General features: G+C 44.2%; 20 protein-coding genes. 7 read left to right on the forward strand and 13 right to left on the reverse strand.

Features of this window, described 5'->3' with window-relative positions; genetic code table 11:
• Positions 1–58 precede the first annotated feature (58 nt).
• From ZOBGAL_RS18640 to ZOBGAL_RS18655, 4 genes are all read right to left on the reverse strand, one after another.
• Complete coding sequence (locus ZOBGAL_RS18640; protein WP_013995288.1) at positions 59–331, reverse strand: HU family DNA-binding protein; 273 nt, start codon at positions 329–331, stop codon at positions 59–61.
• Positions 332–505: 174 nt separating this feature from the next.
• Positions 506–1,453 carry a methionyl-tRNA formyltransferase gene (gene fmt / locus ZOBGAL_RS18645; protein ID WP_013995289.1) on the reverse strand — a complete coding sequence of 316 codons (948 nt, stop codon included), beginning with the start codon at positions 1,451–1,453 and terminating at the stop codon, positions 506–508.
• 49 nt (positions 1,454–1,502) lie between these two features.
• Entirely contained in the window at positions 1,503–3,401 is a 1,899-nt protein-coding gene (locus tag ZOBGAL_RS18650; RefSeq protein ID WP_013995290.1) for a RecQ family ATP-dependent DNA helicase, read from the reverse strand.
• Positions 3,401–3,964 (reverse strand): AAA family ATPase, encoded by a 564-nt coding sequence (locus tag ZOBGAL_RS18655; protein ID WP_013995291.1) that lies wholly within the window; start codon positions 3,962–3,964, stop codon positions 3,401–3,403. The genes ZOBGAL_RS18650 and ZOBGAL_RS18655 overlap by 1 nt, the downstream gene beginning before the upstream one ends.
• Before the next feature lie 87 nt (positions 3,965–4,051).
• Here ZOBGAL_RS18655 and ZOBGAL_RS18660 point away from each other — a divergent pair, with 87 nt between their 5' ends.
• From ZOBGAL_RS18660 to ZOBGAL_RS18675, 4 genes are all read left to right on the forward strand, one after another.
• Complete coding sequence (locus ZOBGAL_RS18660; protein ID WP_013995292.1) at positions 4,052–4,339, forward strand: DUF493 family protein; 288 nt, start codon at positions 4,052–4,054, stop codon at positions 4,337–4,339.
• A gap of 79 nt (positions 4,340–4,418) precedes the next feature.
• The gene (locus tag ZOBGAL_RS18665; RefSeq protein ID WP_013995293.1) at positions 4,419–5,075 is read left to right on the forward strand and encodes a DUF4290 domain-containing protein; all 657 of its coding nucleotides are present in this window, start codon (positions 4,419–4,421) and stop codon (positions 5,073–5,075) included.
• Positions 5,076–5,091: 16 nt separating this feature from the next.
• Positions 5,092–6,399: a UDP-N-acetylglucosamine 1-carboxyvinyltransferase gene (gene murA, locus ZOBGAL_RS18670; protein WP_013995294.1), complete on the forward strand. Its 1,308-nt coding sequence runs from the start codon at positions 5,092–5,094 to the stop codon at positions 6,397–6,399.
• A gap of 15 nt (positions 6,400–6,414) precedes the next feature.
• Positions 6,415–6,735 carry a GNAT family N-acetyltransferase gene (locus ZOBGAL_RS18675; protein WP_013995295.1) on the forward strand — a complete coding sequence of 107 codons (321 nt, stop codon included), beginning with the start codon at positions 6,415–6,417 and terminating at the stop codon, positions 6,733–6,735.
• A gap of 58 nt (positions 6,736–6,793) precedes the next feature.
• On the opposite strand, the gene ZOBGAL_RS18680 is transcribed toward ZOBGAL_RS18675, so the two are convergent.
• Positions 6,794–7,243, reverse strand: coding sequence for a VOC family protein (locus tag ZOBGAL_RS18680; protein WP_013995296.1), 450 nt, complete (start codon positions 7,241–7,243; stop codon positions 6,794–6,796).
• A 299-nt stretch (positions 7,244–7,542) separates the two neighbouring features.
• Here ZOBGAL_RS18680 and ZOBGAL_RS18685 point away from each other — a divergent pair, with 299 nt between their 5' ends.
• Positions 7,543–8,592: a DUF6340 family protein gene (locus tag ZOBGAL_RS18685; protein WP_013995297.1), complete on the forward strand. Its 1,050-nt coding sequence runs from the start codon at positions 7,543–7,545 to the stop codon at positions 8,590–8,592.
• A gap of 20 nt (positions 8,593–8,612) precedes the next feature.
• Here ZOBGAL_RS18685 and ZOBGAL_RS18690 read toward each other — a convergent pair whose 3' ends face one another.
• Genes ZOBGAL_RS18690 through ZOBGAL_RS18700 form a run of 3 tightly spaced genes read right to left on the reverse strand, consistent with a single transcriptional unit; the run spans position 8,613 to position 11,131 of the window.
• A complete protein-coding gene (locus ZOBGAL_RS18690; protein WP_013995298.1) occupies positions 8,613–9,923 on the reverse strand; it encodes a cryptochrome/photolyase family protein in 1,311 nt (436 codons plus the stop codon).
• A 4-nt stretch (positions 9,924–9,927) separates the two neighbouring features.
• Positions 9,928–10,620 (reverse strand): SDR family NAD(P)-dependent oxidoreductase, encoded by a 693-nt coding sequence (locus tag ZOBGAL_RS18695; RefSeq protein WP_013995299.1) that lies wholly within the window; start codon positions 10,618–10,620, stop codon positions 9,928–9,930.
• A gap of 13 nt (positions 10,621–10,633) precedes the next feature.
• Positions 10,634–11,131, reverse strand: a complete 498-nt coding sequence (locus ZOBGAL_RS18700) for an SRPBCC family protein (protein WP_046288082.1) — start codon at positions 11,129–11,131, stop codon at positions 10,634–10,636.
• Between the two features lie 159 nt (positions 11,132–11,290).
• Between ZOBGAL_RS18700 and ZOBGAL_RS18705 the strand changes: the two genes are divergently transcribed.
• Together ZOBGAL_RS18705 and ZOBGAL_RS18710 are read left to right on the forward strand one after the other, a co-directional pair.
• Positions 11,291–12,562 carry a T9SS type A sorting domain-containing protein gene (locus ZOBGAL_RS18705; RefSeq protein ID WP_013995301.1) on the forward strand — a complete coding sequence of 424 codons (1,272 nt, stop codon included), beginning with the start codon at positions 11,291–11,293 and terminating at the stop codon, positions 12,560–12,562.
• Positions 12,563–12,642: 80 nt separating this feature from the next.
• Complete coding sequence (locus ZOBGAL_RS18710; RefSeq protein ID WP_013995302.1) at positions 12,643–13,488, forward strand: DUF2911 domain-containing protein; 846 nt, start codon at positions 12,643–12,645, stop codon at positions 13,486–13,488.
• Positions 13,489–13,591: 103 nt separating this feature from the next.
• On the opposite strand, the gene ZOBGAL_RS18715 is transcribed toward ZOBGAL_RS18710, so the two are convergent.
• From ZOBGAL_RS18715 to ZOBGAL_RS18735, 5 genes are all read right to left on the reverse strand, one after another.
• The gene (locus ZOBGAL_RS18715) at positions 13,592–15,334 is read right to left on the reverse strand and encodes a sodium:solute symporter (RefSeq protein WP_013995303.1); all 1,743 of its coding nucleotides are present in this window, start codon (positions 15,332–15,334) and stop codon (positions 13,592–13,594) included.
• Positions 15,335–15,441: 107 nt separating this feature from the next.
• Positions 15,442–17,967 (reverse strand): PIG-L family deacetylase, encoded by a 2,526-nt coding sequence (locus tag ZOBGAL_RS18720; RefSeq protein ID WP_013995305.1) that lies wholly within the window; start codon positions 17,965–17,967, stop codon positions 15,442–15,444.
• Positions 17,968–18,115: 148 nt separating this feature from the next.
• Positions 18,116–18,661, reverse strand: a complete 546-nt coding sequence (locus ZOBGAL_RS18725; protein ID WP_013995306.1) for a mechanosensitive ion channel family protein — start codon at positions 18,659–18,661, stop codon at positions 18,116–18,118.
• A gap of 8 nt (positions 18,662–18,669) precedes the next feature.
• The gene (locus ZOBGAL_RS18730; protein WP_013995307.1) at positions 18,670–19,617 is read right to left on the reverse strand and encodes a hypothetical protein; all 948 of its coding nucleotides are present in this window, start codon (positions 19,615–19,617) and stop codon (positions 18,670–18,672) included.
• Between the two features lie 36 nt (positions 19,618–19,653).
• The gene (locus tag ZOBGAL_RS18735) at positions 19,654–20,235 is read right to left on the reverse strand and encodes a Maf-like protein (protein ID WP_013995308.1); all 582 of its coding nucleotides are present in this window, start codon (positions 20,233–20,235) and stop codon (positions 19,654–19,656) included.
• Positions 20,236–20,237 lie beyond the last annotated feature (2 nt).

Raw genomic sequence — 20,237 nt, forward strand, 5'->3', positions numbered from 1 at the left:
AAATAAAAAAAGCGTCGCACAATGTGGACGCCTTTCTATATTGTGGTCTAAACGACTACTAGTTTACTGAATTTGCCAAATCAGAACCTGCTTTGAACTTAACAACGTTCTTAGCTGCAATTTTGATGGTTTTTCCAGTTGATGGGTTTCTTCCTTCTCTTGCATTTCTCTTAGATACTGACCAAGATCCAAAACCAACCAAAGAAACTCGGTTACCTTTTTTTAGAGAACCCTCAACGTTTCCTAAGAAAGACTCTAATGCTTTTTTGGCTGCGGCTTTAGTGATGCCGGCATCTGCTGCCATTGCATCGATTAATTCTGTTTTGTTCATAATTTAAATAATTAATTGTTGTTAAACGAATTTTAATGTTGAACAAATTTATATGGATTTGTGTCGAACGCAAGTAAAAAGGGATGAAATCCATGTTTTTGTTAATAACTATAGGCGTTTGTTGATAAAGTAGGGCTTTTTTTACGCTTCTCGCAGCCCAATGGTGGTGGGGGTTTAGGCCATTTGGGCGTTTTTTTCGATTTTCAGACCATTTAAAACATCCTTGGTTTTCATTTTTCGCTTGCCCGGAAGCTGTATTTCTAGGAGCTTGATAAACCCGTTTTCGACCGCCACTTTCATTTCCTTCTTATCGAACACGATGTCGCCCACCCTTAAATCGTGGTGCGTTTTTTCCTTCATCGCTTCGTAGATTTTTACAAAAATCTCTTCTTCCCCGTTTTTTAGATGGGTCCATGCGGCAGGGTAGGGACTAAGTCCACGAATATGATCGTAAATGGCATCCATGGGTTTTTGCCAATCGATTTGGCAGGTTTCCTTATGTATTTTAAAGGCTTCTTTTAGTTTTTTGTTCTGGGGCTGTGCCACCGTACTTATCTTATCTTCCGAAATAAGCTTTAAGGTCTTTAATACCAGGTCGGCGCCCATGACCATCAATTTGTCGTGCAGTTCACCCGCGGTGGTATCTTCTTCGATCTCCGTTTTTTCCTGTAATATGATTTCCCCGGTATCGATCTTATCGTCTATAAAGAATGTGGTGACCCCGGTTTCCCTTTCCCCGTTTATAATGGCCCAGTTGATGGGGGCGGCACCGCGATAATCGGGCAATAGCGATGCGTGCAGGTTAAAAGTACCGTATTCGGGCATGGCCCAAACGGCCTTCGGCAACATTCGAAATGCCACGACTACCTGTATGTTGGCGTTCAGGGCCTTTAACTCGGCCAAAAACGCTTCGTTCTTCAGGTTGGTGGGCTGTAAGACTTTAAGCCCTTTTTCAACGGCATATTGTTTTACATGTGATTGCTGCAGGCTTCGGCCCCGGCCGGCGGGTCGGTCCGGTGCGGTAATGACCCCTACCACCTTATGGCCGTTTTCGACCAGTTTTGCCAAAATGGTTGTGGCGAACTCTGGGGTTCCCATAAAGACTATGCGTAAATCTTTCATTCGTATATCGTATTTATTATATCGTTATATAAGAGTAGGTCTGGCCACATCAGGTCAACTGGTACTCGTTCTTGGTGTTTATTTGAATCTTTCCGTTCTCGAGCATGGCCCGTAAAACATGTAATACCTCTTTTTGTTCGTGCGATGTATGGGCGATTAATGCCCTTGAACTATAGGGCCCCTTTTGCAATAAGGCCGCGATGTCTTTCTGAATACGTCCGTAATCAGGTCGGTCAGATCGGGCTTTTGACAAACAGACATCGCAAACACCGCAATCTTGGGTGTCTTCTTCCCCGAAATAACCCAGAACCTGTCGGCTCCTACATACCTTATTATTTTTTATATAGTCCAGCATCTGAAATACCTTTTCGGTTTTGATGCGGTTTTGCTCTTCTACCTTTTTCGCAAAAACATTGATAACAAGATCGTCTTCACGGGGTACAAGAAAGGTAATCTCTAGATCGCTATGCTGTGATTCGTAGGTAATGACCTCGTCTTTTTTCATTTGTTCCAGTACTTCGAGCACCCGTTTTTCGGAGCTATTGGTCTTTTTGGCCAATAAATGGGTGTTGATTTTTGTCTCAAAATCAAAAATACCCCCATAGGTCCTTAAGATGGTCTGGATGACATCGGCCGAGGCCTTGTGGGTATCGATATAGTCGAATATGGTTTCTTTGCTCGAAATGAACTGCACCGTGGTCTTCTTTGAAAATGCCTCGGAAAGGGCAATGACGGAATTACGGTCCAATATACGGAGGGCATTGTAGGCCAAAAACGAATTCAGTCCATAAGTACTCACAAATTTGTTGAAATTGAACTGCAGGGTTTCATTACTGCCCTCGCCGTATCCTATTTGAAAGTAATTGTTGAGCTTGTTGTATATCTTTTTTAAGAAGGCCGTATCGGGCAGTACGCTCAAAAACTGGTTTTTGAGTTGTTGCTCGTCATTGGCGTTCGTAATGAGCACGGCTTGTGCGGCCTGGCCATCACGGCCGGCCCGGCCTGCTTCTTGGTAATAGTTTTCTAGGCAGTCGGGAATCTGGTAATGCACCACCAAGGAAACATCGGGTTTGTCTACGCCCATACCAAAGGCATTGGTGGCGACCATAACCTGCACCTTGTTGTTCAACCAGAGCTCTAAGCGCTGGGTTTTCTCCTTTTTGGTTATTCCCCCATGAAAAAAGGTGGCGCTACAGCCTTTGGAATTCAGTAACTGGGAGAGCTCTACGGTGCCCCGGCGTGTGCCTACATAGATAATCACGCTCTTCCGGGCCTGTGAACACAGTTCTACCAGACGATGGCGTTTATCTTCTTCCCAAAGTACCTTCAAGGCAATGTTCTTTCTTGCAAAGGAATCCCTAACGATAATAGGGGCGGTCAAATGCAAGCTCTCTACGATATCGTCGGCCACCCTATGGGTAGCGGTAGCGGTCAGGGCTACCACAGGGGTCTGGGGCAAAAGTTTGCGGATCTCGGCACATTCTAGGTAGGCAGGCCTAAAATCATGGCCCCATTGTGAAATACAGTGGGCCTCGTCAATGGCTACCAGGTTTACGTTCATCTGGCGGATTTTCTCCTGTACCAATTCCTGTTGCAGGCGCTCGGGCGATAGGTATACGAATTTATACCCGCCGTAAAGGCAATTGTCCAACAGGTCCAAGAGTTCGTTAAAGGGAATGCCTCCCGTAAGGGCTATGGCCTTGATTCCCCTTTTTCTCAAGTTTTCCACTTGGTCCTGTATCAGGGCGATAAGGGGAGAGACCACAATACAGAGTCCTTCTTGCGCCATGGCCGGCACTTGAAAACAAATCGATTTTCCGCCGCCCGTAGGCAGCAAAGCCAATACGTCCCGCCGGTCTAAAATGGCGTCGATAATCTGTTTTTGGGACCCTCTAAAACTATCAAAGCCCCAATATTGCCGTAAAATGGATATCGGGTCTTCGTGCATTAGTATAGGTTTAGCTGTTTTAAGATAAATTCGGTACGTTCCTCTATGCTTCCTTTGGGGACAAGGGTAATAGGGTAGCCGACCTTTTCATAGGTAGACTTGAGATATTCATAAACACGTTCGGCCTCCTCAAAAGACTCAAAACGTTCGTTGTCCACTACGTGGATTTCCTTCCATGGCGGCATCAAAAGTATTTTGTCGTAGCGATAGATGTGGCATGGCCGCTCGAAGGCTTCGTCGTATTCCTGTCCGAAACAATTCATATAAGCATGTACATCGGGTATGCCACGGTCAAAAAAGACGACTTCGCCCACGGTGTTCCCCGCATCGGTATACTGTTTTATCCGTCCCTCCAAAAGCTGTTGGTTGAATTTTTTCGGGTCTTTGACCGAAACAATGGGGTTGACCGAAAAATCGGTATTGCCCGCTTCCTTCTTTTCAGAGAGGGTCATACTACGTATAAGCTCGTGCACACAGGGAAAGCCTTTGCTCTCCAAATGTTCTATGACCGAAGTTTTGCCCGTGCTCGGGCCGCCTGTAATGACTACTTTTTTAAGCTCCAATAGTTAAATCTTATTCTTGCAAAAGTAATCATTCCCGAATGATTTTAAAATTGGGCCCGAACCGTTACCTTTGTACAAAATCGTAATATGGAAAATGAGAATCCAGAAGCGTTCTATAAACGCTTGCGTGAGCAATTAGGGGAGAGTACCACTTGGCCTTCCAATTACCTCTATAAATTTATTGTACAGAGCGATGCATCAAAGGTAGACCGGATCCATAAGATATTCGACAATACCGGTGCCGTAATCGAATCGAAGCGTTCCAAGAACGGAAAGTACACCAGTCTGTCGATTACGGTAAACATGAAAAACCCTGACGATGTAATAGCAAAATACAAGGAAGTGGGCAAGGTTAAGGGGGTTATCAGCCTATAAATAGTATTTGACCCATAATTTTCTTAATTTGCAGACGTTATAAGAACACTTCCTTATTTTTTAAGCAAAACTTTTCAATTTGAATTTAGTAGAAAACCTAGAATATAATACGGAACGGTCAAAATTGATCATTCCAGAATACGGACGTCATTTTCAAAAAATGGTGGATCACGCCATTTCCATAGAAGACGACGAAGAAAGAAACAAAGTGGCCCAGGCGATTATTAGCGTCATGGGAAATATTCAGCCACACCTAAGGGACGTACCCGATTTCCAACATAAATTATGGGACCAGTTATTCATTATGTCCGATTTTAAATTGGATGTAAAGTCGCCCTTTCCCATTACCAGTAAAGAGGTCTTGAGACAGCGTCCCGAGCCTTTGGAATATCCTCAGAATTTCCCGAAATACCGTTTCTACGGAAACAACATCAAACGTATGATCGATGTGGCCGTAAAATGGGAAAAAGGCGATATGCGCGATGGATTGGAATACGCCATTGCCAACCACATGAAAAAATGTTACCTGAACTGGAATAAAGACACGGTAGACGATAAGGCTATTTTCAAGCATCTTCTTGAACTTAGTGACGGTCAAATAGACCTGACGGGAGAGAGTCTTACCGATAGTGGCCAGTTCTTGAAGAACAGGGTGGCAAAAACCCCAAGAAACAACAACTCGGGAAAGAAAAATAACCAACGCAACAATAACAATCGCGGTAAAAAGCGATATTAACACTCCTCAATCTTACATGGGTACCTTTAAAATTGAAGGCGGTCACCAACTCTCTGGTGAAATCACGCCACAAGGCGCTAAAAACGAAGCCTTACAAATACTATGTGCCGTATTGCTTACCAACGACACTGTTACGATCCACAACATTCCTAATATAGTAGATGTCAATAAACTGATCGCATTGCTTGAAGATTTGGGCGTAAAAATCCAAAAGAAGGCAAAGGGATCGTACAGCTTTAAGGCTGACGACATCAATTTAGATTACCTACAGTCGGACCAGTTTAAGGAAGATGGTCGCGGACTTCGTGGATCTATTATGTTGGTCGGACCTTTGTTGGCGCGTTTTGGAAAGGGATACATCCCTAAGCCCGGCGGTGATAAAATCGGTAGGCGTCGTTTGGATACCCATTTTGAAGGATTTATAAAATTAGGGGCCAAGTTCAGATATAACAAGGAAGAATACTTTTACGGGGTCGAGGCCAAAAAATTAAAGGGCACCTATATGTTGCTCGATGAAGCTTCGGTAACAGGTACGGCCAATATTTTGATGGCCGCCGTTTTGGCCGAAGGAAAAACGACCATTTACAACGCGGCCTGTGAGCCTTATTTGCAACAGCTGTGTAAAATGTTGAACCGTATGGGCGCCAAGATTTCCGGTGTAGGCTCGAACCTATTGGAAATTGAGGGGGTAGAATCCTTAGGGGGAACGGATCATACCATGCTTCCCGATATGATCGAAATAGGAAGCTGGATCGGCCTCGCCGCTATGACCAAAAGCGAATTGACGATTAAGAACGTAAGTTGGAACGACCTAGGACAAATTCCCACTGTCTTCAGAAAGTTGGGCATTACCTTGGAAAAGAAGGGCGATGATATCTTTATTCCCGCACATACCAACGGATACGAAATACAGAATTATATCGATGGCTCCATTTTGACCATAGCCGATGCGCCTTGGCCGGGACTCACTCCCGATCTATTGAGTATTATCTTGGTAGTGGCCACCCAGGCCAAAGGTGAAGTGCTGATCCATCAAAAAATGTTTGAAAGCCGTTTGTTCTTTGTGGACAAACTTATCGACATGGGCGCCAAGATCATTCTTTGCGATCCACACCGCGCCACGGTAATCGGCCACGATTTTAAATCGACCTTAAAGGCTACGACCATGGTGTCTCCCGATATTAGGGCAGGGGTTTCCTTGTTGATAGCCGCACTATCCGCAAAGGGTACGTCTACCATTCACAATATTGAACAGATCGATCGTGGATACGAAGACATCGATACACGCTTACGTGCTATCGGCGCCAAGATTTCCCGAGTATAATTAGTGTGTTTTACCATGGAAAAAAGAGATTATTCCCAGATACCCTTAGTGGATAAGAAAGGTGAGAAGGCTAGGTTTGAAATAGATGTTGACGGGCATATCGCCTTTGTGGAATACATGGTTTCAAAACAGGATATTGTCTATCTGACCCACACCGAAGTACCTTCTGAATTGGGAGGTCAAGGTGTAGGAAGTGCCTTAGTAGGGAAAGTGCTCGATTTTTTGAAGAAGGAAAAAAAGCAAATAGCACCTTTGTGTCCCTTTGTTGCGGCCTACCTCAAGAGGCATCCCGAAGTTGGGGAAGGTATTCTGGCCCCAGGGTACAACATCAAATAAACGTTTTAATCGTTTAGAGAGAATAAAAAAAGAGGCCCATGTGGCCTCTTTTTGTGTTTTAGTGCTTTGCGGTATTGATCTCTATCCAATACTTGTCGGGGTCTTGAATGTAAATCTGACGCACACCGTCGGAACGCAGGGTAACCGCGTTTTGCTCTCCGGGCCAGTCCCAATACGGAATGTTGTTCTTTTCCAAGTGGGCGATCATACCATCCAAATCTTGGGTAGAAAGGCACAGGTGCATCGATTTGTTCTTTTCAAAAGGGGCGAAATCTTTTTCTATAAGATGGATCTGAGAATTTCCACTTACAATAAACCAGCGAAAACCGGGCTTTTTATCCGGGTGGGGAGTTTCCTCCAGTTTTAGGATGTTGGCATAAAAGTCGGCGCTTACATCAGAATCTTCAACGACCAAGGCAAAATGGTCGATTTTAAAATCGAAAGTCTGCGCTTGAACACAGAGGGGGACGCCGGTAACAAAAAAGAGGGCAAGGAATAGGTTTTTCATGGGTAAGGACTAAAGTATGGTTTATGGAAATGCTTGCCACTGGGCCAGCACCTTATTGTAACGGGACGTAAGATACAAAAGCATTTTAATGTGGAACTAAAACCAGGGGGTGGATAGCTGTAAGTAAGGATTTTAAAGTCCGGTTTTTTAAGATTTCCCCTACTTTGTAGTGTTGTTGGTCGAGTTTATGGGTCATAGCTAGGCCTGAGGCAATAATTGGGGGCGCTTTTAGTTTAATATCGAACCTACTTTGCTTTTCTAAAAAATTTTGAAAAGCCTAACGATATAACTTTTGTCCCATGAGAAATCTTAACCGATTGTTTTCCGCATGTGTTATCCTACTACTTTTTTCTAGTTGTGCATCGACCAACAAACTTACGATGGGGGCTACGGAACCCGCCCGAATTACTTTGCCCTCCAATGCCGTTCGCATTGGGCTGATCAATAGGAGTATTCCCTCAGAAGAAAATAAGGTAGTCGATAAAATAGACAAGGTCTTATCGCTCGAAGGGCTTAACCTTGACAAGGAAGGTGCCGAATCTGCGGTAACGGGACTCTTTGATGAGCTTACCCGTAACGAACGTTTTGAGAATATTACCATCATTAACGATATCGATGTGCAAAGAAAGGGTTTAGGGGTTTTTCCCGCGGCCTTGAACTGGCAAGATGTTCAGGAAATCTGTGAAGCCAATAATGTAGACGTACTTTTCTCTTTGGAATTTTACGATACCGAGACCAAGGTGAATTATGAGGCGACTACGGTGACCATTCCCAATAGCCTTGGAATAAAGGCTTCTTTACCGGGGCATAAAGTAACACTCAATACCGCCATTAAAAACGGTTGGAGGGTGTACGATCCACAGAGTAAGTTGATCTTGGATGAGTATATCGCCAATGATTATGTTACATCGGTAGGATCAGGGGTCAACCCCATGAAAGCCGTTGAGGCGGTAATAGGGAGGAAGGAAGCCGTTATACAACGCAGTAGCCATATCGGTAATTCATACGGTTACGATGTGCGTCCGTTACATAAAAGAATTTCAAGGGATTATTTCGTAAAAGGAACCGACAATTTTGTTGTGGCCAAAAGACGCGCCCAGACCGGAGATTGGGACGGAGCTGCCGCACTATGGGAAAAAGAAGTAAGCAACCCCGATGCCAAGGTAGCGGGTAGGGCCTGTTATAATATGGCCATCATCAATGAAATCAACGGCGATCTTGAAAAGGCCATGGAATGGGCTTCAAAATCGTATACCGATTATAATAACGGAGAGGCCTTACGTTATGTAAACATACTGAAATACCGTATGGCCGAGAAGCGTCAGTTAGAGCGACAACTTTCACGTTAAGCGAAAGTTGGACAATGGCCTTAGCTTAAGGCTTCCTTATAGGTGCTTAAACACCGTTCACGGGCTTCCTTATGGTTGACCATTTTATCGGCGTATTCCTTAGTGTTGTGTTCGGGGACCCATTTGGAGATATAGGTATGGTCTTTGTCAAATTTGTCGACCTGCGTCATTGGGTTAAAAATACGGAAGTAGGGTGCGGCATCCACACCGCTACCTGAGGCCCACTGCCAATTACCTACGTTGCTGCTCATTTCATAATCCAACAACTTTTCGGCAAAATAGGCTTCGCCCCAGCGCCAGTCTATGAGTAAGTGCTTGCATAGAAAACTGGCTACCAACATACGTACGCGATTGTGCATATATCCGGTAGCATTGAGTTCACGCATTCCGGCATCGACCAGCTTAAATCCGGTTTCCCCCTTTTTCCATTTTTCAAACTCACCCTCATTGTTCCTCCATGATATGCGATCGTATTTCTTTTTAAAGGCCTCATGCACCGTTCTAGGATAATGCCATAGGATCTGCATAAAAAACTCACGCCAGATCAATTCGTTCCAAAAGACCTCATTCTTTTCGGCTATGGCCTTTTTCATCATCTTTCGAACCGAAACGGTACCGAATCGCAGATGGGGACCTAAACGGGAAGTGCCGTTTTCAATGGCCGGATAGTTTCGGGTATCTTCATACTCCGCTACCAAGGTTGGGGTAAGGGTGTAATCGGGCACTTGTATGGAAGAGGTCTCAAAGCCCATATCCGATAGGCTAAGATTGGGTAAACGGGTATTTCGAAGGAGATGGTCCCTATAGGTGCTGGTGTAATGGATCTTTAAGTGCTTATCGGCTTCAAAAAGTGATTTCCATTTGTTTTTATAGGGGGTATAAACAATATAGGGGTCGCCATCGTTCTTTAGAATGTCGTCTTTTTCAAAAATGACTTGGTCCTTAAACGAATGAAAACCAACCTCTTTTGAGGCTAAAAGTTCTTTTACGGCCTGATCTCGTTTTTGTGCATAGGGCTCGTAATCGTGATTCGTATACACGGCATCGATAGTATAGGTTTCAAGAAGGTTTTTAAAAACGGATTCCGCAGTACCGTAATATAGGGCTATGGAACTGTGGTTATCATCTTGAAGGGTATCGCGCATGGCCTGGAGGCGTTCAAAGATAAAGGTGACACGGGCATCATCTTTTGGGAGGTTCTCAAGAATTTCCTTGTCGAATATAAAAATGGGCATAACGGCATGATTGCCTTTCAGGGCTTCAAAAAAGCCCAAGTTATCGTCTAGGCGTAAATCCCTTCGAAACCAAAATATGGAAATTGTATCCGACATAAGCTTAGCTTAAATTTAAGGTTGACATTCCACCATCCACTCCCATGACCTGACCGGTGATCCATGTACTTTTTTCACTGAGTAAAAAAGCGGCGGCACTGGCAATATCCTCTACTTTTCCGATGCGCTTTAGCGGATGTCTATGCGACATGGCTTCTATTTTTTTATCATTGTTCAACAGGCGCTTGGCCAATGGGGTATCTACCAAGGAAGGCGCAATTACGTTGACCCGAATATTGGGCGCGCATTCCGCGGCCAATGAACGGGCAAAACCCTCAACGGCCCCCTTGGCGGCAGCGATGCTCGTATGGTAGGGCATACCCGTACCCACGGCTACCGTGCTAAAAAGTACTATGGAACTACTCACGTCCATTAAAGGTAAAATAGTTTTTACCACTTTGACCATATTAAAAAAATTGAGTTGCATGTCCGTTTCAAAATTATCTAGGCCCATCATCTGAAAGGGCTTTAGGTTGATAGAGCCGGGGCAGTATACAAAGCCGTGCAGTTGGTCGGGAAGGGCAGTGGTGTCGATAGTATCATTATTACTATCAAAAGGCAGGTGTATGGCGTTGGTATTACCTAGTTGTCCAAAACTTCGAGAGGCTACATATACGGAATATTCGTTCTGAAGTTGTTTTACCAATTCAAGTCCGATACCGTATGAACCCCCGATTAATAGTATATTTTTTTTCATCTCTCGCTTAGGTTTAAAAGGATCTAAAGTAAAGTTCCCTGCTTCCGTTTTCTAGGGTGCCGAAGAGTTCGATCAGCTTTTTTTCCCGATAGGAAAAAATCTGCTGCAGCTGTCGTTTGACAACAATAGGGTGGGCAAGGCGACCAAAGATGCCAAAAGGAATTTTGTAATCGATGATATCCTCCATTTCCACACCACCTTCAACGGCTTTGATAAAGTGCTTGTGATGCCATAAGGCATAGGGGCCAAAACGTTGTTCGTCTACAAAGTATTTTCCTTCCTGTACATGGGTAATCTCGGTGACCCATTTGGTAGTATAGCCTTTAAAGGGGGAAACCGTATAGTGAATGATCTGTCCGGAAAACATGGGCCGGTCGTCGCCAGACAATATTTCAAAACCCATGTGTTCGGGGGTGATGATTTTTAGGTTTTTTGGATCGGCCAAAAATGCCCAAGCGGCTTCCGGAGTTATCGGAAGCGATTGTTTGGCGTGTAACTGGTATAACTTCATATACAAATATAGCTGTATTTTGTTTAATAATTTTGCTTTATTGATAAACAAAATAACATCATCGGTATACGACACTCCTACGGGACTTCTTGATTTTAAATGAAATAAGGAGGATGGAATATTGGTTTTGATTTTGTACATTTCCCTCAGAACCGGATTATGGGAAAGAAAAGATTGTTTCTGGCGCTTTTTTTTATCGGTCTATCCCTGTCGGCCCAAGAAGCCATAAGGGAAGTAGGCGAGATGCCCGATGGCCTGTCTGAAAGTTCGGGACTCCTTTTTTTTAATGATCGACTGATTACCCATAACGATTCGGGAAACTTGCCCGAGCTGTATGAAATCGATACCCTTTCGCTTACCATAAGCCGTACCGTAACCATAGGGAACGTATCCAACCACGATTGGGAAGATATCGCCCAAGATGAAACCTTTATCTACATTGGTGATTTTGGTAATAATAACGGAACCAGGGAAAACCTGGCCATTTATCGAATTGCCAAATCCGATTATTTGACATCGAATACCCTGATGGCCGAAAAAATTGAGTTTAGCTACGAAGACCAAACGAGTTTTGAAAACAACGGGAATAGCGATTGGGATGCCGAGGCCTTGTTTGTTATGGAAGACCAGCTGGTCGTGCTGACCAAACAATGGAATACCCAAGGAACGGTGGCCTATGCCGTGCCCATCGAACCCGGAAGTTATAAGGCCAAAAGACTGGATGGATATGCTGTGGATGGTTTGGTCACGGGGGCCGATTATGACCCCGTATCCGGGCAACTCTATCTTGTGGGATATAGTCCAAGTCTTTCCCCTTTCTTGTACAAGATCGATGGGGCAAGCAAAACCAATATTTTTGAAGGGCCCGTTGAACGGCTGAAAGTAGACGTGAACATGGCACAAATAGAGAGTATTGCCCAAGTGGATGCCGAAACCTATTTCCTGAGTTCGGAGCGTTTTGAAAGAGCGGACCTTGGTTTTTTACTGAAGTCAAAATTATATGCGTTTTCAACCGACCCTGTAGATACCGAAGAAGAGGAGGAGCCAGTGGAAGAGGAAGAACAGGCTGAAGAAGAGGAAGAAGAGGAAGAAGGGCAGGAAGAAAATCAAGAGTCAATTGACGAAGGGGAAGATGAAGGAGCGGTCGATCCTATAATAGGAGGGCCCGACCCAGAAACGGATGGACTTCCATCAGATAGATTGATCTTGAAAAAACAATTCGGCAGTCCGTTTTTGGAATATCGTTTAAGTCATGACGATAGGGTTTTGGGAAGGGCTTTATACGATGCTTCGGGCCGGCGTATGGCCTATACATTGGGCAGTCGTATCGATAGTAATTCAATAGATATTTCAGGATTAAGGACGGGACTTTATTTTGTTACATTGGTTCTGGAGAACGAGGTGCTTTCCCGGGCTTTTATCGCCCCATAATTCGGCTTTATTTAAGAGTTTGTTAACAGATTAGGAGGGGTTTATATTTAGATTTGTAAAAATCTAAAAATTAATTCAAAATGAAAAAAATTCTATTCTTAGCGAGTGTAATGCTTGCTTCTGTTACAATGCAGGCCCAGATTGCGACGCCGGCACCGAGCCCGGCCTCTAAGTTGCAGCAGACCGTCGGTTTGACCGAGGTAACCGTTGAATATTCAAGGCCTTCTATGCGTGGAAGGACGATTTTTGGAGGACTTTTGGAGTACGGTAAACTTTGGAGAACCGGTGCCAATGCCCGAACCAAAGTCACCTTTAGCGACGACGTAAAAGTAGACGGACAAGAGCTCAAGGCGGGTTCTTATGCCCTTTACACAAAACCAGGAAAAACCTCTTGGGAAGTTTTCTTCTATACGGAAGCCGATGGAGGGGGAACACCTAAAGAATGGGATGATAGCAAGGTAGCCGCAAAAACTACGGCGCAGGTGTATCAATTGCCTGTCGATATCGAAACTTTTACGATTACTTGGGACGACTTGGGTACCAACACCGCAAATTTAGGATTGATGTGGGAAAGAACCTATGTGGCCGTGCCTGTTGAGTTTCCAACCGACAGCAAGGTAATGGCAAGTATCGAAAAGACTATGGCAGGAAGCCCTAAGGCCGATGATTACTATGGAGCGGCCGTGTATTATTCAAGTGAAGGAAAAGACATTAAAAAGGCTTCCGAGTGGATGGACAAGGCCATGTCAATGATCGAAGAGCCTGCGTTTTGGCAATTGCGTCAGCAGTCGCTTATCCAAGCTAAGTCAGGGGATAAAAAGGCAGCTATCAAAACCGCTAAAAAATCCTTGAAAAAAGCGAAGGAAGCAGGTAACGATGATTACGTTAAAATGAATACCGAATCAATCGAAGAGTGGAAGCGCTAAACAAGCCTTTACTTTATAAGCTATAAAAAATCCCGGTTCCGTTAAGGAGCCGGGATTTTTTTATGGCTTGTGAAAATACAAAGCAAGTCGTATTCCCTAGTATCTATGTATTGGAGGATTCTATCGGCGGTTTCTTCAGTAAGCGGTCGAAGCCTTCAAAGACAAGGGCCATTAGAATTACCATGCCCGCACCTATGAAGTTCAACCATAAATAGCCTAGTTTTTCTTCCCCGGTAGGGTAGATATAGATAAGGTTATAGAAGAGTACGAAAATTATAAGTTGGGTCAACAGGGCGGCAAAAAATACGGCGTTGCCCTTTACGAACTTAAAGAAAAATGCCAATAGAAAAATACCAAGTACGTTACCGTAAAAGATGGAGCCGATAATATTCACCAGTTGGATCAAGTTGTCAAAAAGGTTGGCGATACTGGCAATGAATATGGCTATGATTCCCCATAGCAGGGTGAATCCCTTGGTGACCTTTACGTAATGGGCCTCGCCCAAGTCGGCCTTCGCATTCCTTTTGTATAGGTCAAGGGCCGTTATGGTACCTAGGGCGTTCAGCTCCGATGCCGTTGAAGACATGGCCGCCGAAAGAATGACGGCGAGGAGTAAACCTATGAGTCCTTTAGGTAGGTTGTTAAGGATAAAATGGATAAAAACGTAATCCTTGTCATTGGTTTCGACGATGTCATCGGCCTGTTTGATCAGGGCTCGGGCCGCGGCGCGATTGGTACTGTCTTTGGTGTTAAGGCTGATGATTTGCAATTTGGCCTCTTCGACCACGCTGTATTCCTTTAATTCAAGGGCCGCAGAAAATTTGTGTTGGGCCATTTTCTTTTCTTCTTCCAAACGCTCTTGTCCCTTTTGTAGAATGCTATAGTCGTCGGCGTATTCAGAATTCATAACCGCTTCGGTAGCCGCAGGATTGAAATTCAAGGGGGAGGGATTGTATTGGTAGAATACAAATACCATAACCCCCACCAAAAGGATAAAGAACTGCATAGGTATTTTTAGAATACCGTTAAAGACTAACCCTAGTTGACTTTCGCGCAATGATTTTCCCGAAAGGTAACGCTGTACTTGGCTTTGGTCGGTTCCGAAGTACGACAAGGCCAAAAAGAGTCCTCCAGTAATGCCACTCCAAAAGGTATATCTGCTTTTGGTATCAAAGCTGAAGTCCACAATGTCCAATTTATTACTGGCACCGGCTATTTTAAGGGCCTTTCCGAAGTTGATATCGGCGGGCAGGTAACCGAGGATAAAGAAGAACGTGATGAACATACCCGTCATGATGATGAACATCTGTTGCTTTTGGGTAACGCTTACCGCTTTGGTTCCTCCGGAAACGGTATAAATGATAACGAGCACCCCGATAATGATGTTAAGGGTGCGTAAGTCCCATCCGAGCACGGCAGAAAGAATGATGGAGGGCGCGAAAATAGTGATACCCGCCGCCAAGCCGCGTTGGATCAGAAATAGAATGGCCGCTAAGGAGCGTGTTTTTAAATCAAATCGATTCTCTAAAAATTCATAGGCCGTATATACCTTCAGCCTGTGATATATAGGCACGAAGACCAAACATATGATGATCATCGCCAAGGGGAGTCCGAAATAGAATTGAACGAAGCCCATACCATCGTGAAAGGCTTGCCCTGGCGTAGATAAAAATGTAATGGCACTGGCCTGGGTGGCCATAACAGACAGACCTATGGTCCACCATTTGGCATCCTTCCCACCACCGACATAATCGTTCACGTTTTTGCTGCCACGGGTCTTATATACGCCGTAGGCCACAATGAACAGCAGTGTACTCGATAAAATAATCCAGTCTAATGTTCCCATTTACGTAAAAGCGGTCATTAAATAGCAAAAAATCAGCACGTATACGATGTTCAGTATGAGTACTAGCGAATATTCCTTTTTCCAATCGAACTTGTCTAACATAGTATTTAATTCAATTTGGTGGGTTGTACGTTCTTTTCTAAAGAAAGCATATTGGCGAACAACTTATAGGCCCCTGGCACACCGGCGGGCAATTCCCTAAAGAAACTCAATCCGGTATAGATATAGTTCCCTTTTCCGTAAGGTGTCACCAAAAGGCTTCCCTTTTTCGGAGATTCCCCCTTGTCGTGCATAGAGAGAACAGGTGTAAACTCCTTGGACCATTCATTTGGAAAATAAAGTCCGCGTTCCTGTACCCATCCCTCAAAATCACTTTGGCCGATCGTATTCGGGTAATTCATAAGTGCGTGTTTTTTGGCCAATATCTTTACTTCTGAATTTTCATCCGTTACCCTATCACGGGATAAGGTGATGGGGTAGGGCGCCAAATTTTCAAGTTGCTTACCTCGTCTGCTGGCCGTATTGTACTGAACGATCAGATTACCTCCGTTTTCAACGTAGTCGAAAAGATAACGCTGTTTGAATTTCAGTTCCTCTACCACGTTATAGGCCCGAATGCCTACAACGATTGCATCGTACTTGTCTAAGGAGCCCTTAGTAATCGTATTGGGCTCAATAATATGTACAATGTAACCAATTTGTCTCAAACTTTCGGGAACTTCATCGCCGGCCCCTACAATATAGCCGATATGTTGCCCCGATTTTTTAATGTTCAAACGTACGACCTTGGCTTCTGAAGGTAGCAATACCGACTGGGTAGGAACATGGTCGTAGGCTATGGTCACCAATTCCTTGGAGATTTGCTTCCCGTTTAATTTTATGATCGGTGAAATATAACTTTCATCTTCGTTTTCCGGTGGGGTCAAGGTGAAAACAAGGGTCTGCTCGTCGCCTTTTTTGGCAATTTCAAAGGCTTGCGATGCCACATCTACCTTCCATCCCTTCGAATGCTGCAGTTCTAGCTCGCCTTTGATATTATCGGCATGGGCCCTGATGGTCACCGGTATGTTTTTAGACTTGCCATCCGCAAAGATCAAGACTTTGTCGTTAAATCGGGCGGTAGCTTCGGGCAGCACTTCAAAGGGCTGAAATAGCTCTCCCTTGTCAGGTTTTGCATAATGGTGTATAACGGGGCGTTCAAATGCTATGGTGCGACCGCTTAGTTCAATATCAAATTTGGCCACAAAGGCGCGTGGGGTTTCGGGCTTGCCGATAAGTTTTTGGTCGTCTACCTTGTACATGCCCAAACTCCCTTTTTCCTTTAACCAATACGGACTGGTGAATTCTGTGGTCTTTGGAATCTGCAATTCGATTTCAAAAGTTTCCTTTTTATTGTTCGCTAAGGGGATGGAAGGGGCAATACGGGCATCTGAAGAAGAAATAGATATATTTTTTAACTTCATTTGCACGGAACTACGATTAACGGCTTCAATGTTTACTTTAACCTTTCCTCCTGGATTGGCCAAAGCCGTTTCCGCTGAAGCTTCGAGGTATAGGCCGCTTATATCGGCAATGATGTCTTTTAATTCCTCTGTCTTAAGCTTCCTCCAATAAGGGTCGTCTACTTTTTGAAGCAAGTCGTATGCAGCCACCAATTGGGGCAGATGTTTTGATGGGTCGGTGAAGTCAAAGTTCCTTTCCACTTCATACAAAATATCCCCAACGGCTTTACCACCCGATACGCGAGACCAAGAAGTGTCGATACCTTCGAAAATATCGCCCGAATTTTTCGGCATCGTTCCTTTCAACAACTCTATATATTCGTTTTCTGAGCCTCTTTGTGATAATCGGCCAAAGCCTTGGCACAAGTGTTGGCTACTCGCCAAAGCGGCGATCTCGTTATTCGATTTTCCTAAAATAGGGTAGTAGGTGCCAATGTCTAAATGGGCCATGTTGGACTTGTCCGCTTTTTTGAATTTTTCCTCGCTGCCATAAAACCACCACGAAGTGTTGAAAAACAACCTTTTGGGTTGCCAAGTTTCGGTGAGTTCTAATTGATCGCTATAGGCATTCTTGTCATTAGCGAGGTCAAAGGCCTCAAAACTCAACATGGCGGAAGAGGTATGGTGCCCATGTGTGGTACCGGGACTCCTATGATCGAAACGGTTAATAATCACATCGGGTTTGAATTTTCTGATAGCCCAGACAACATCGCCCAATACGGCTTCCTTATTCCATATTTTTAAGGTTTCATCAGGGTGTTTGGAGTAGCCGAAATCATTGGCCCTCGAAAAAAACTGTTCCCCGCCGTCAATGCGCCGCGCCGCCAAAAGTTCTTGTGTACGTAAGACCCCTAACAGCTCACGAAGTTCCGAACCGATCAAATTCTGGCCTCCGTCGCCCCTCGTCAACGAAAGATATCCCGTACGAGCCTTAAGCTTGTTCGAGAGATAGGAAATCAAACGGGTATTCTCATCATCGGGGTGGGCCGCTATATAAAGCGCGGTACCCAAAAAGTTTAATTTTTCCAGAGAATGGTATATTTCGGAAGAGGACCGTTGCTCGGGTTTTTGTGCAACGATCAGGGACGATGATAAAAGTATTCCTGTAAAGAATACTAGAAAATAGCGCATAAAGTTGGTTTTTGTTCGGTAGAAGCCACTATTTAGTAGAGGTGGCACCATACCAAAGATAGAAAGTTTAAAGGGCTCGACTGCTTTTTTAAAACTTCTTTAACAAAATAGATTTCCCTCTTGTTGCACTAAAGAATCCTCTAGGGCACTAGGCTTCCTCACTACCGTCAGGATCGTCCTCCGAATTATAGATAAGCGTAACCGCTTTTTGCATCATCAGGTTGTTCGGATAGATGAGGAGTTCGCCATTTTTCTTTCGTAAACTCACATGAAAAGCCCTTATATCCTCTATTAAAAAAGGTTCTTCAATTTCCATGTCCTTATCCATGATCTTCACTCGATCGCCAATTTTAAACGGGAAGGAGAAAAATAAGATGACACCTGCCGTTATATTGCTCAAAATAGACCAACTGGCGAATAGGGCCACCCCTATAACCGCAAATACCGAAGAAAATACGAGGCCTACTTCCCTAAAGTTAACGCCCCAAATAAATGAGATGACACCAAAACCGATTACAGTCCATAAGGTGGATGCATATTTGGTGATCAACAGGGTTCTTGCCTCGACAATATCACTGATCCTGCCGATTTTACGAATAGTCTTATCGGTTATAAATTTTAGAATGATCAGCAGGCCAAAGGTAATGACGGTTCCGATCAATTCGTGTCTGTAGGAAAAAAGAAATTCTTGCATAGCACTAACTATAGGCCTAAACTATCGCGCAAAGATATATGCTTATTTCCGTTTTGTCGCCAATAGGGCGTTTTTAATGTGCTGATTTTCGTAGCCGTAGAAGTCATAATTTTTGCGTTCTTGCCAAAACCGCTCGAAAAGGTATCGGACCAGCTTTCGATACTATGCGGAAAAGCGGTCGTAAAATTGATTTTTAAGCTTCTTTCTAGCTCGGGATAGGTTATTTCGTAAGTGGAAATGCCGTCTTTGCTACTTAGACTGGCAGTTGACTTATATGGTTTTAATTCTTTGTGGGACAAGCGAATATATTCCAACGAGGGGATAATGGTCAAATCTCCCGTAGGTAAACTTTCAGGAGAGATCCGGATTTTGTTCCAAAGCTCGTTTTCAAGTATGGTTTTCTCTAGTTTGAAGTCTTGGTCGGCCTCGCTTTCGAAATAGGAATGCGATGTAATATCAAATTGTTCCCGATTATTCAGCTGAGCATATACCTGTCCGCACCACTCTTGTGCCGAAAATGAAACCTTGACTGCATGGTCGTTATCGTGTACCGGATAAAAGGTACTCGTCATTATTGAGTAGGGGTAGATGCCCGTAAGGTATTTTTTGGTCGCGTTGAGTTTTAGTACGGGGATATTGTCAGGATGGTTTTCGTCCGCTTTCACTTGCTTTTCTTTCAAGAAAGGCTCGGTGACATATATAAGGACCGATTTGCCATCCCGGATTTCGCCATAACGAGCCAGTTCTAGTTTATAGGATGTAATCTCGGCATCACCGGCGTACCAATAGGCTTTAAATTCTTCCGAGAGGGATTTTTTGGGGAGCTTCTGGGCCTTTTCGGAATGAAGGGCCATAGCTTGTTCCTCATTTTTATTGGTTTCCTTACAAGATTGGACAGATGAAACCCATAGGGCAAGAAGTATGGTCAATAAGCCTTTCGGTATTGCAGTTTTCATAGGATAGTAGTTTTGTTTAAAAATAATCAAAAAGAACTACTTGACCATTTCAATTAACGTTTTGTATACCAATTGGGTAGGGAGTCCTACTACATTGGGGTACGATCCTTTTATCTCTTCAATGCCTGTTAGGCCTATCCATTCTTGAATGCCATATGCCCCGGCCTTATCAAAGGGCTTGTAGGTGTTGATATAGTATTTGATTTCCTCGTCGGATAGTTCCCTGAACTTCACCTGTGTCACCTGGTGGACAACTTTTTGTGAGCTGGAAGTGGTAAAACAGACCGAGGTAATGACTTCGTGCCAATCACCGGAAAGGGCCTTGAGCATCTCAAAAGCTTCTTGGGCATCGGCTGCCTTGGCCAATGATACGCCCTTGTGCCAAACTACGGTGTCGGAGGTAAGCAGTATTTCCCCAGGGGCCAAGGAGCCTTTAAAGGCACTGGCTTTTAGTTGGGCCAAATAATCGCTGATTTCGCTTCCCTTTAACTCAGGGGGATACACCTCGTCGACCGATTTGAGCCGGACCTCGAAGGGGAGTCCCATTTCCTTTAAAAATTGATGTCTTCTAGGGGAACCGCTGGCCAATATCAGGGTGTGGTGTTTCAGGTCTAGCATAA

The sequence above is a fragment of the Zobellia galactanivorans genome (genome assembly GCF_000973105.1).
In the GTDB taxonomy this organism is placed as follows: domain Bacteria; phylum Bacteroidota; class Bacteroidia; order Flavobacteriales; family Flavobacteriaceae; genus Zobellia; species Zobellia galactanivorans.

What these genes read in the sequence shown, in the direction of transcription:
- ZOBGAL_RS18715 (WP_013995303.1), bottom strand. Translation starts at nt 15,334, where the DNA reads ATGGGAACATTAGACTGGATTATTTTATCGAGTACACTGCTGTTCATT.
- ZOBGAL_RS18730 (WP_013995307.1), bottom strand. Translation starts at nt 19,617, where the DNA reads ATGAAAACTGCAATACCGAAAGGCTTATTGACCATACTTCTTGCCCTA.
- ZOBGAL_RS18725 (WP_013995306.1), bottom strand. Translation starts at nt 18,661, where the DNA reads ATGCAAGAATTTCTTTTTTCCTACAGACACGAATTGATCGGAACCGTC.
- ZOBGAL_RS18705 (WP_013995301.1), top strand. Translation starts at nt 11,291, where the DNA reads ATGGGAAAGAAAAGATTGTTTCTGGCGCTTTTTTTTATCGGTCTATCC.
- ZOBGAL_RS18690 (WP_013995298.1), bottom strand. Translation starts at nt 9,923, where the DNA reads ATGTCGGATACAATTTCCATATTTTGGTTTCGAAGGGATTTACGCCTA.
- murA (WP_013995294.1), top strand. Translation starts at nt 5,092, where the DNA reads ATGGGTACCTTTAAAATTGAAGGCGGTCACCAACTCTCTGGTGAAATC.
- ZOBGAL_RS18720 (WP_013995305.1), bottom strand. Translation starts at nt 17,967, where the DNA reads ATGCGCTATTTTCTAGTATTCTTTACAGGAATACTTTTATCATCGTCC.
- ZOBGAL_RS18685 (WP_013995297.1), top strand. Translation starts at nt 7,543, where the DNA reads ATGAGAAATCTTAACCGATTGTTTTCCGCATGTGTTATCCTACTACTT.
- ZOBGAL_RS18675 (WP_013995295.1), top strand. Translation starts at nt 6,415, where the DNA reads ATGGAAAAAAGAGATTATTCCCAGATACCCTTAGTGGATAAGAAAGGT.
- ZOBGAL_RS18650 (WP_013995290.1), bottom strand. Translation starts at nt 3,401, where the DNA reads ATGCACGAAGACCCGATATCCATTTTACGGCAATATTGGGGCTTTGAT.
- ZOBGAL_RS18660 (WP_013995292.1), top strand. Translation starts at nt 4,052, where the DNA reads ATGGAAAATGAGAATCCAGAAGCGTTCTATAAACGCTTGCGTGAGCAA.
- ZOBGAL_RS18695 (WP_013995299.1), bottom strand. Translation starts at nt 10,620, where the DNA reads ATGAAAAAAAATATACTATTAATCGGGGGTTCATACGGTATCGGACTT.
- ZOBGAL_RS18700 (WP_046288082.1), bottom strand. Translation starts at nt 11,131, where the DNA reads ATGAAGTTATACCAGTTACACGCCAAACAATCGCTTCCGATAACTCCG.
- ZOBGAL_RS18735 (WP_013995308.1), bottom strand. Translation starts at nt 20,235, where the DNA reads ATGCTAGACCTGAAACACCACACCCTGATATTGGCCAGCGGTTCCCCT.
- ZOBGAL_RS18640 (WP_013995288.1), bottom strand. Translation starts at nt 331, where the DNA reads ATGAACAAAACAGAATTAATCGATGCAATGGCAGCAGATGCCGGCATC.
- ZOBGAL_RS18710 (WP_013995302.1), top strand. Translation starts at nt 12,643, where the DNA reads ATGAAAAAAATTCTATTCTTAGCGAGTGTAATGCTTGCTTCTGTTACA.
- ZOBGAL_RS18680 (WP_013995296.1), bottom strand. Translation starts at nt 7,243, where the DNA reads ATGAAAAACCTATTCCTTGCCCTCTTTTTTGTTACCGGCGTCCCCCTC.
- fmt (WP_013995289.1), bottom strand. Translation starts at nt 1,453, where the DNA reads ATGAAAGATTTACGCATAGTCTTTATGGGAACCCCAGAGTTCGCCACA.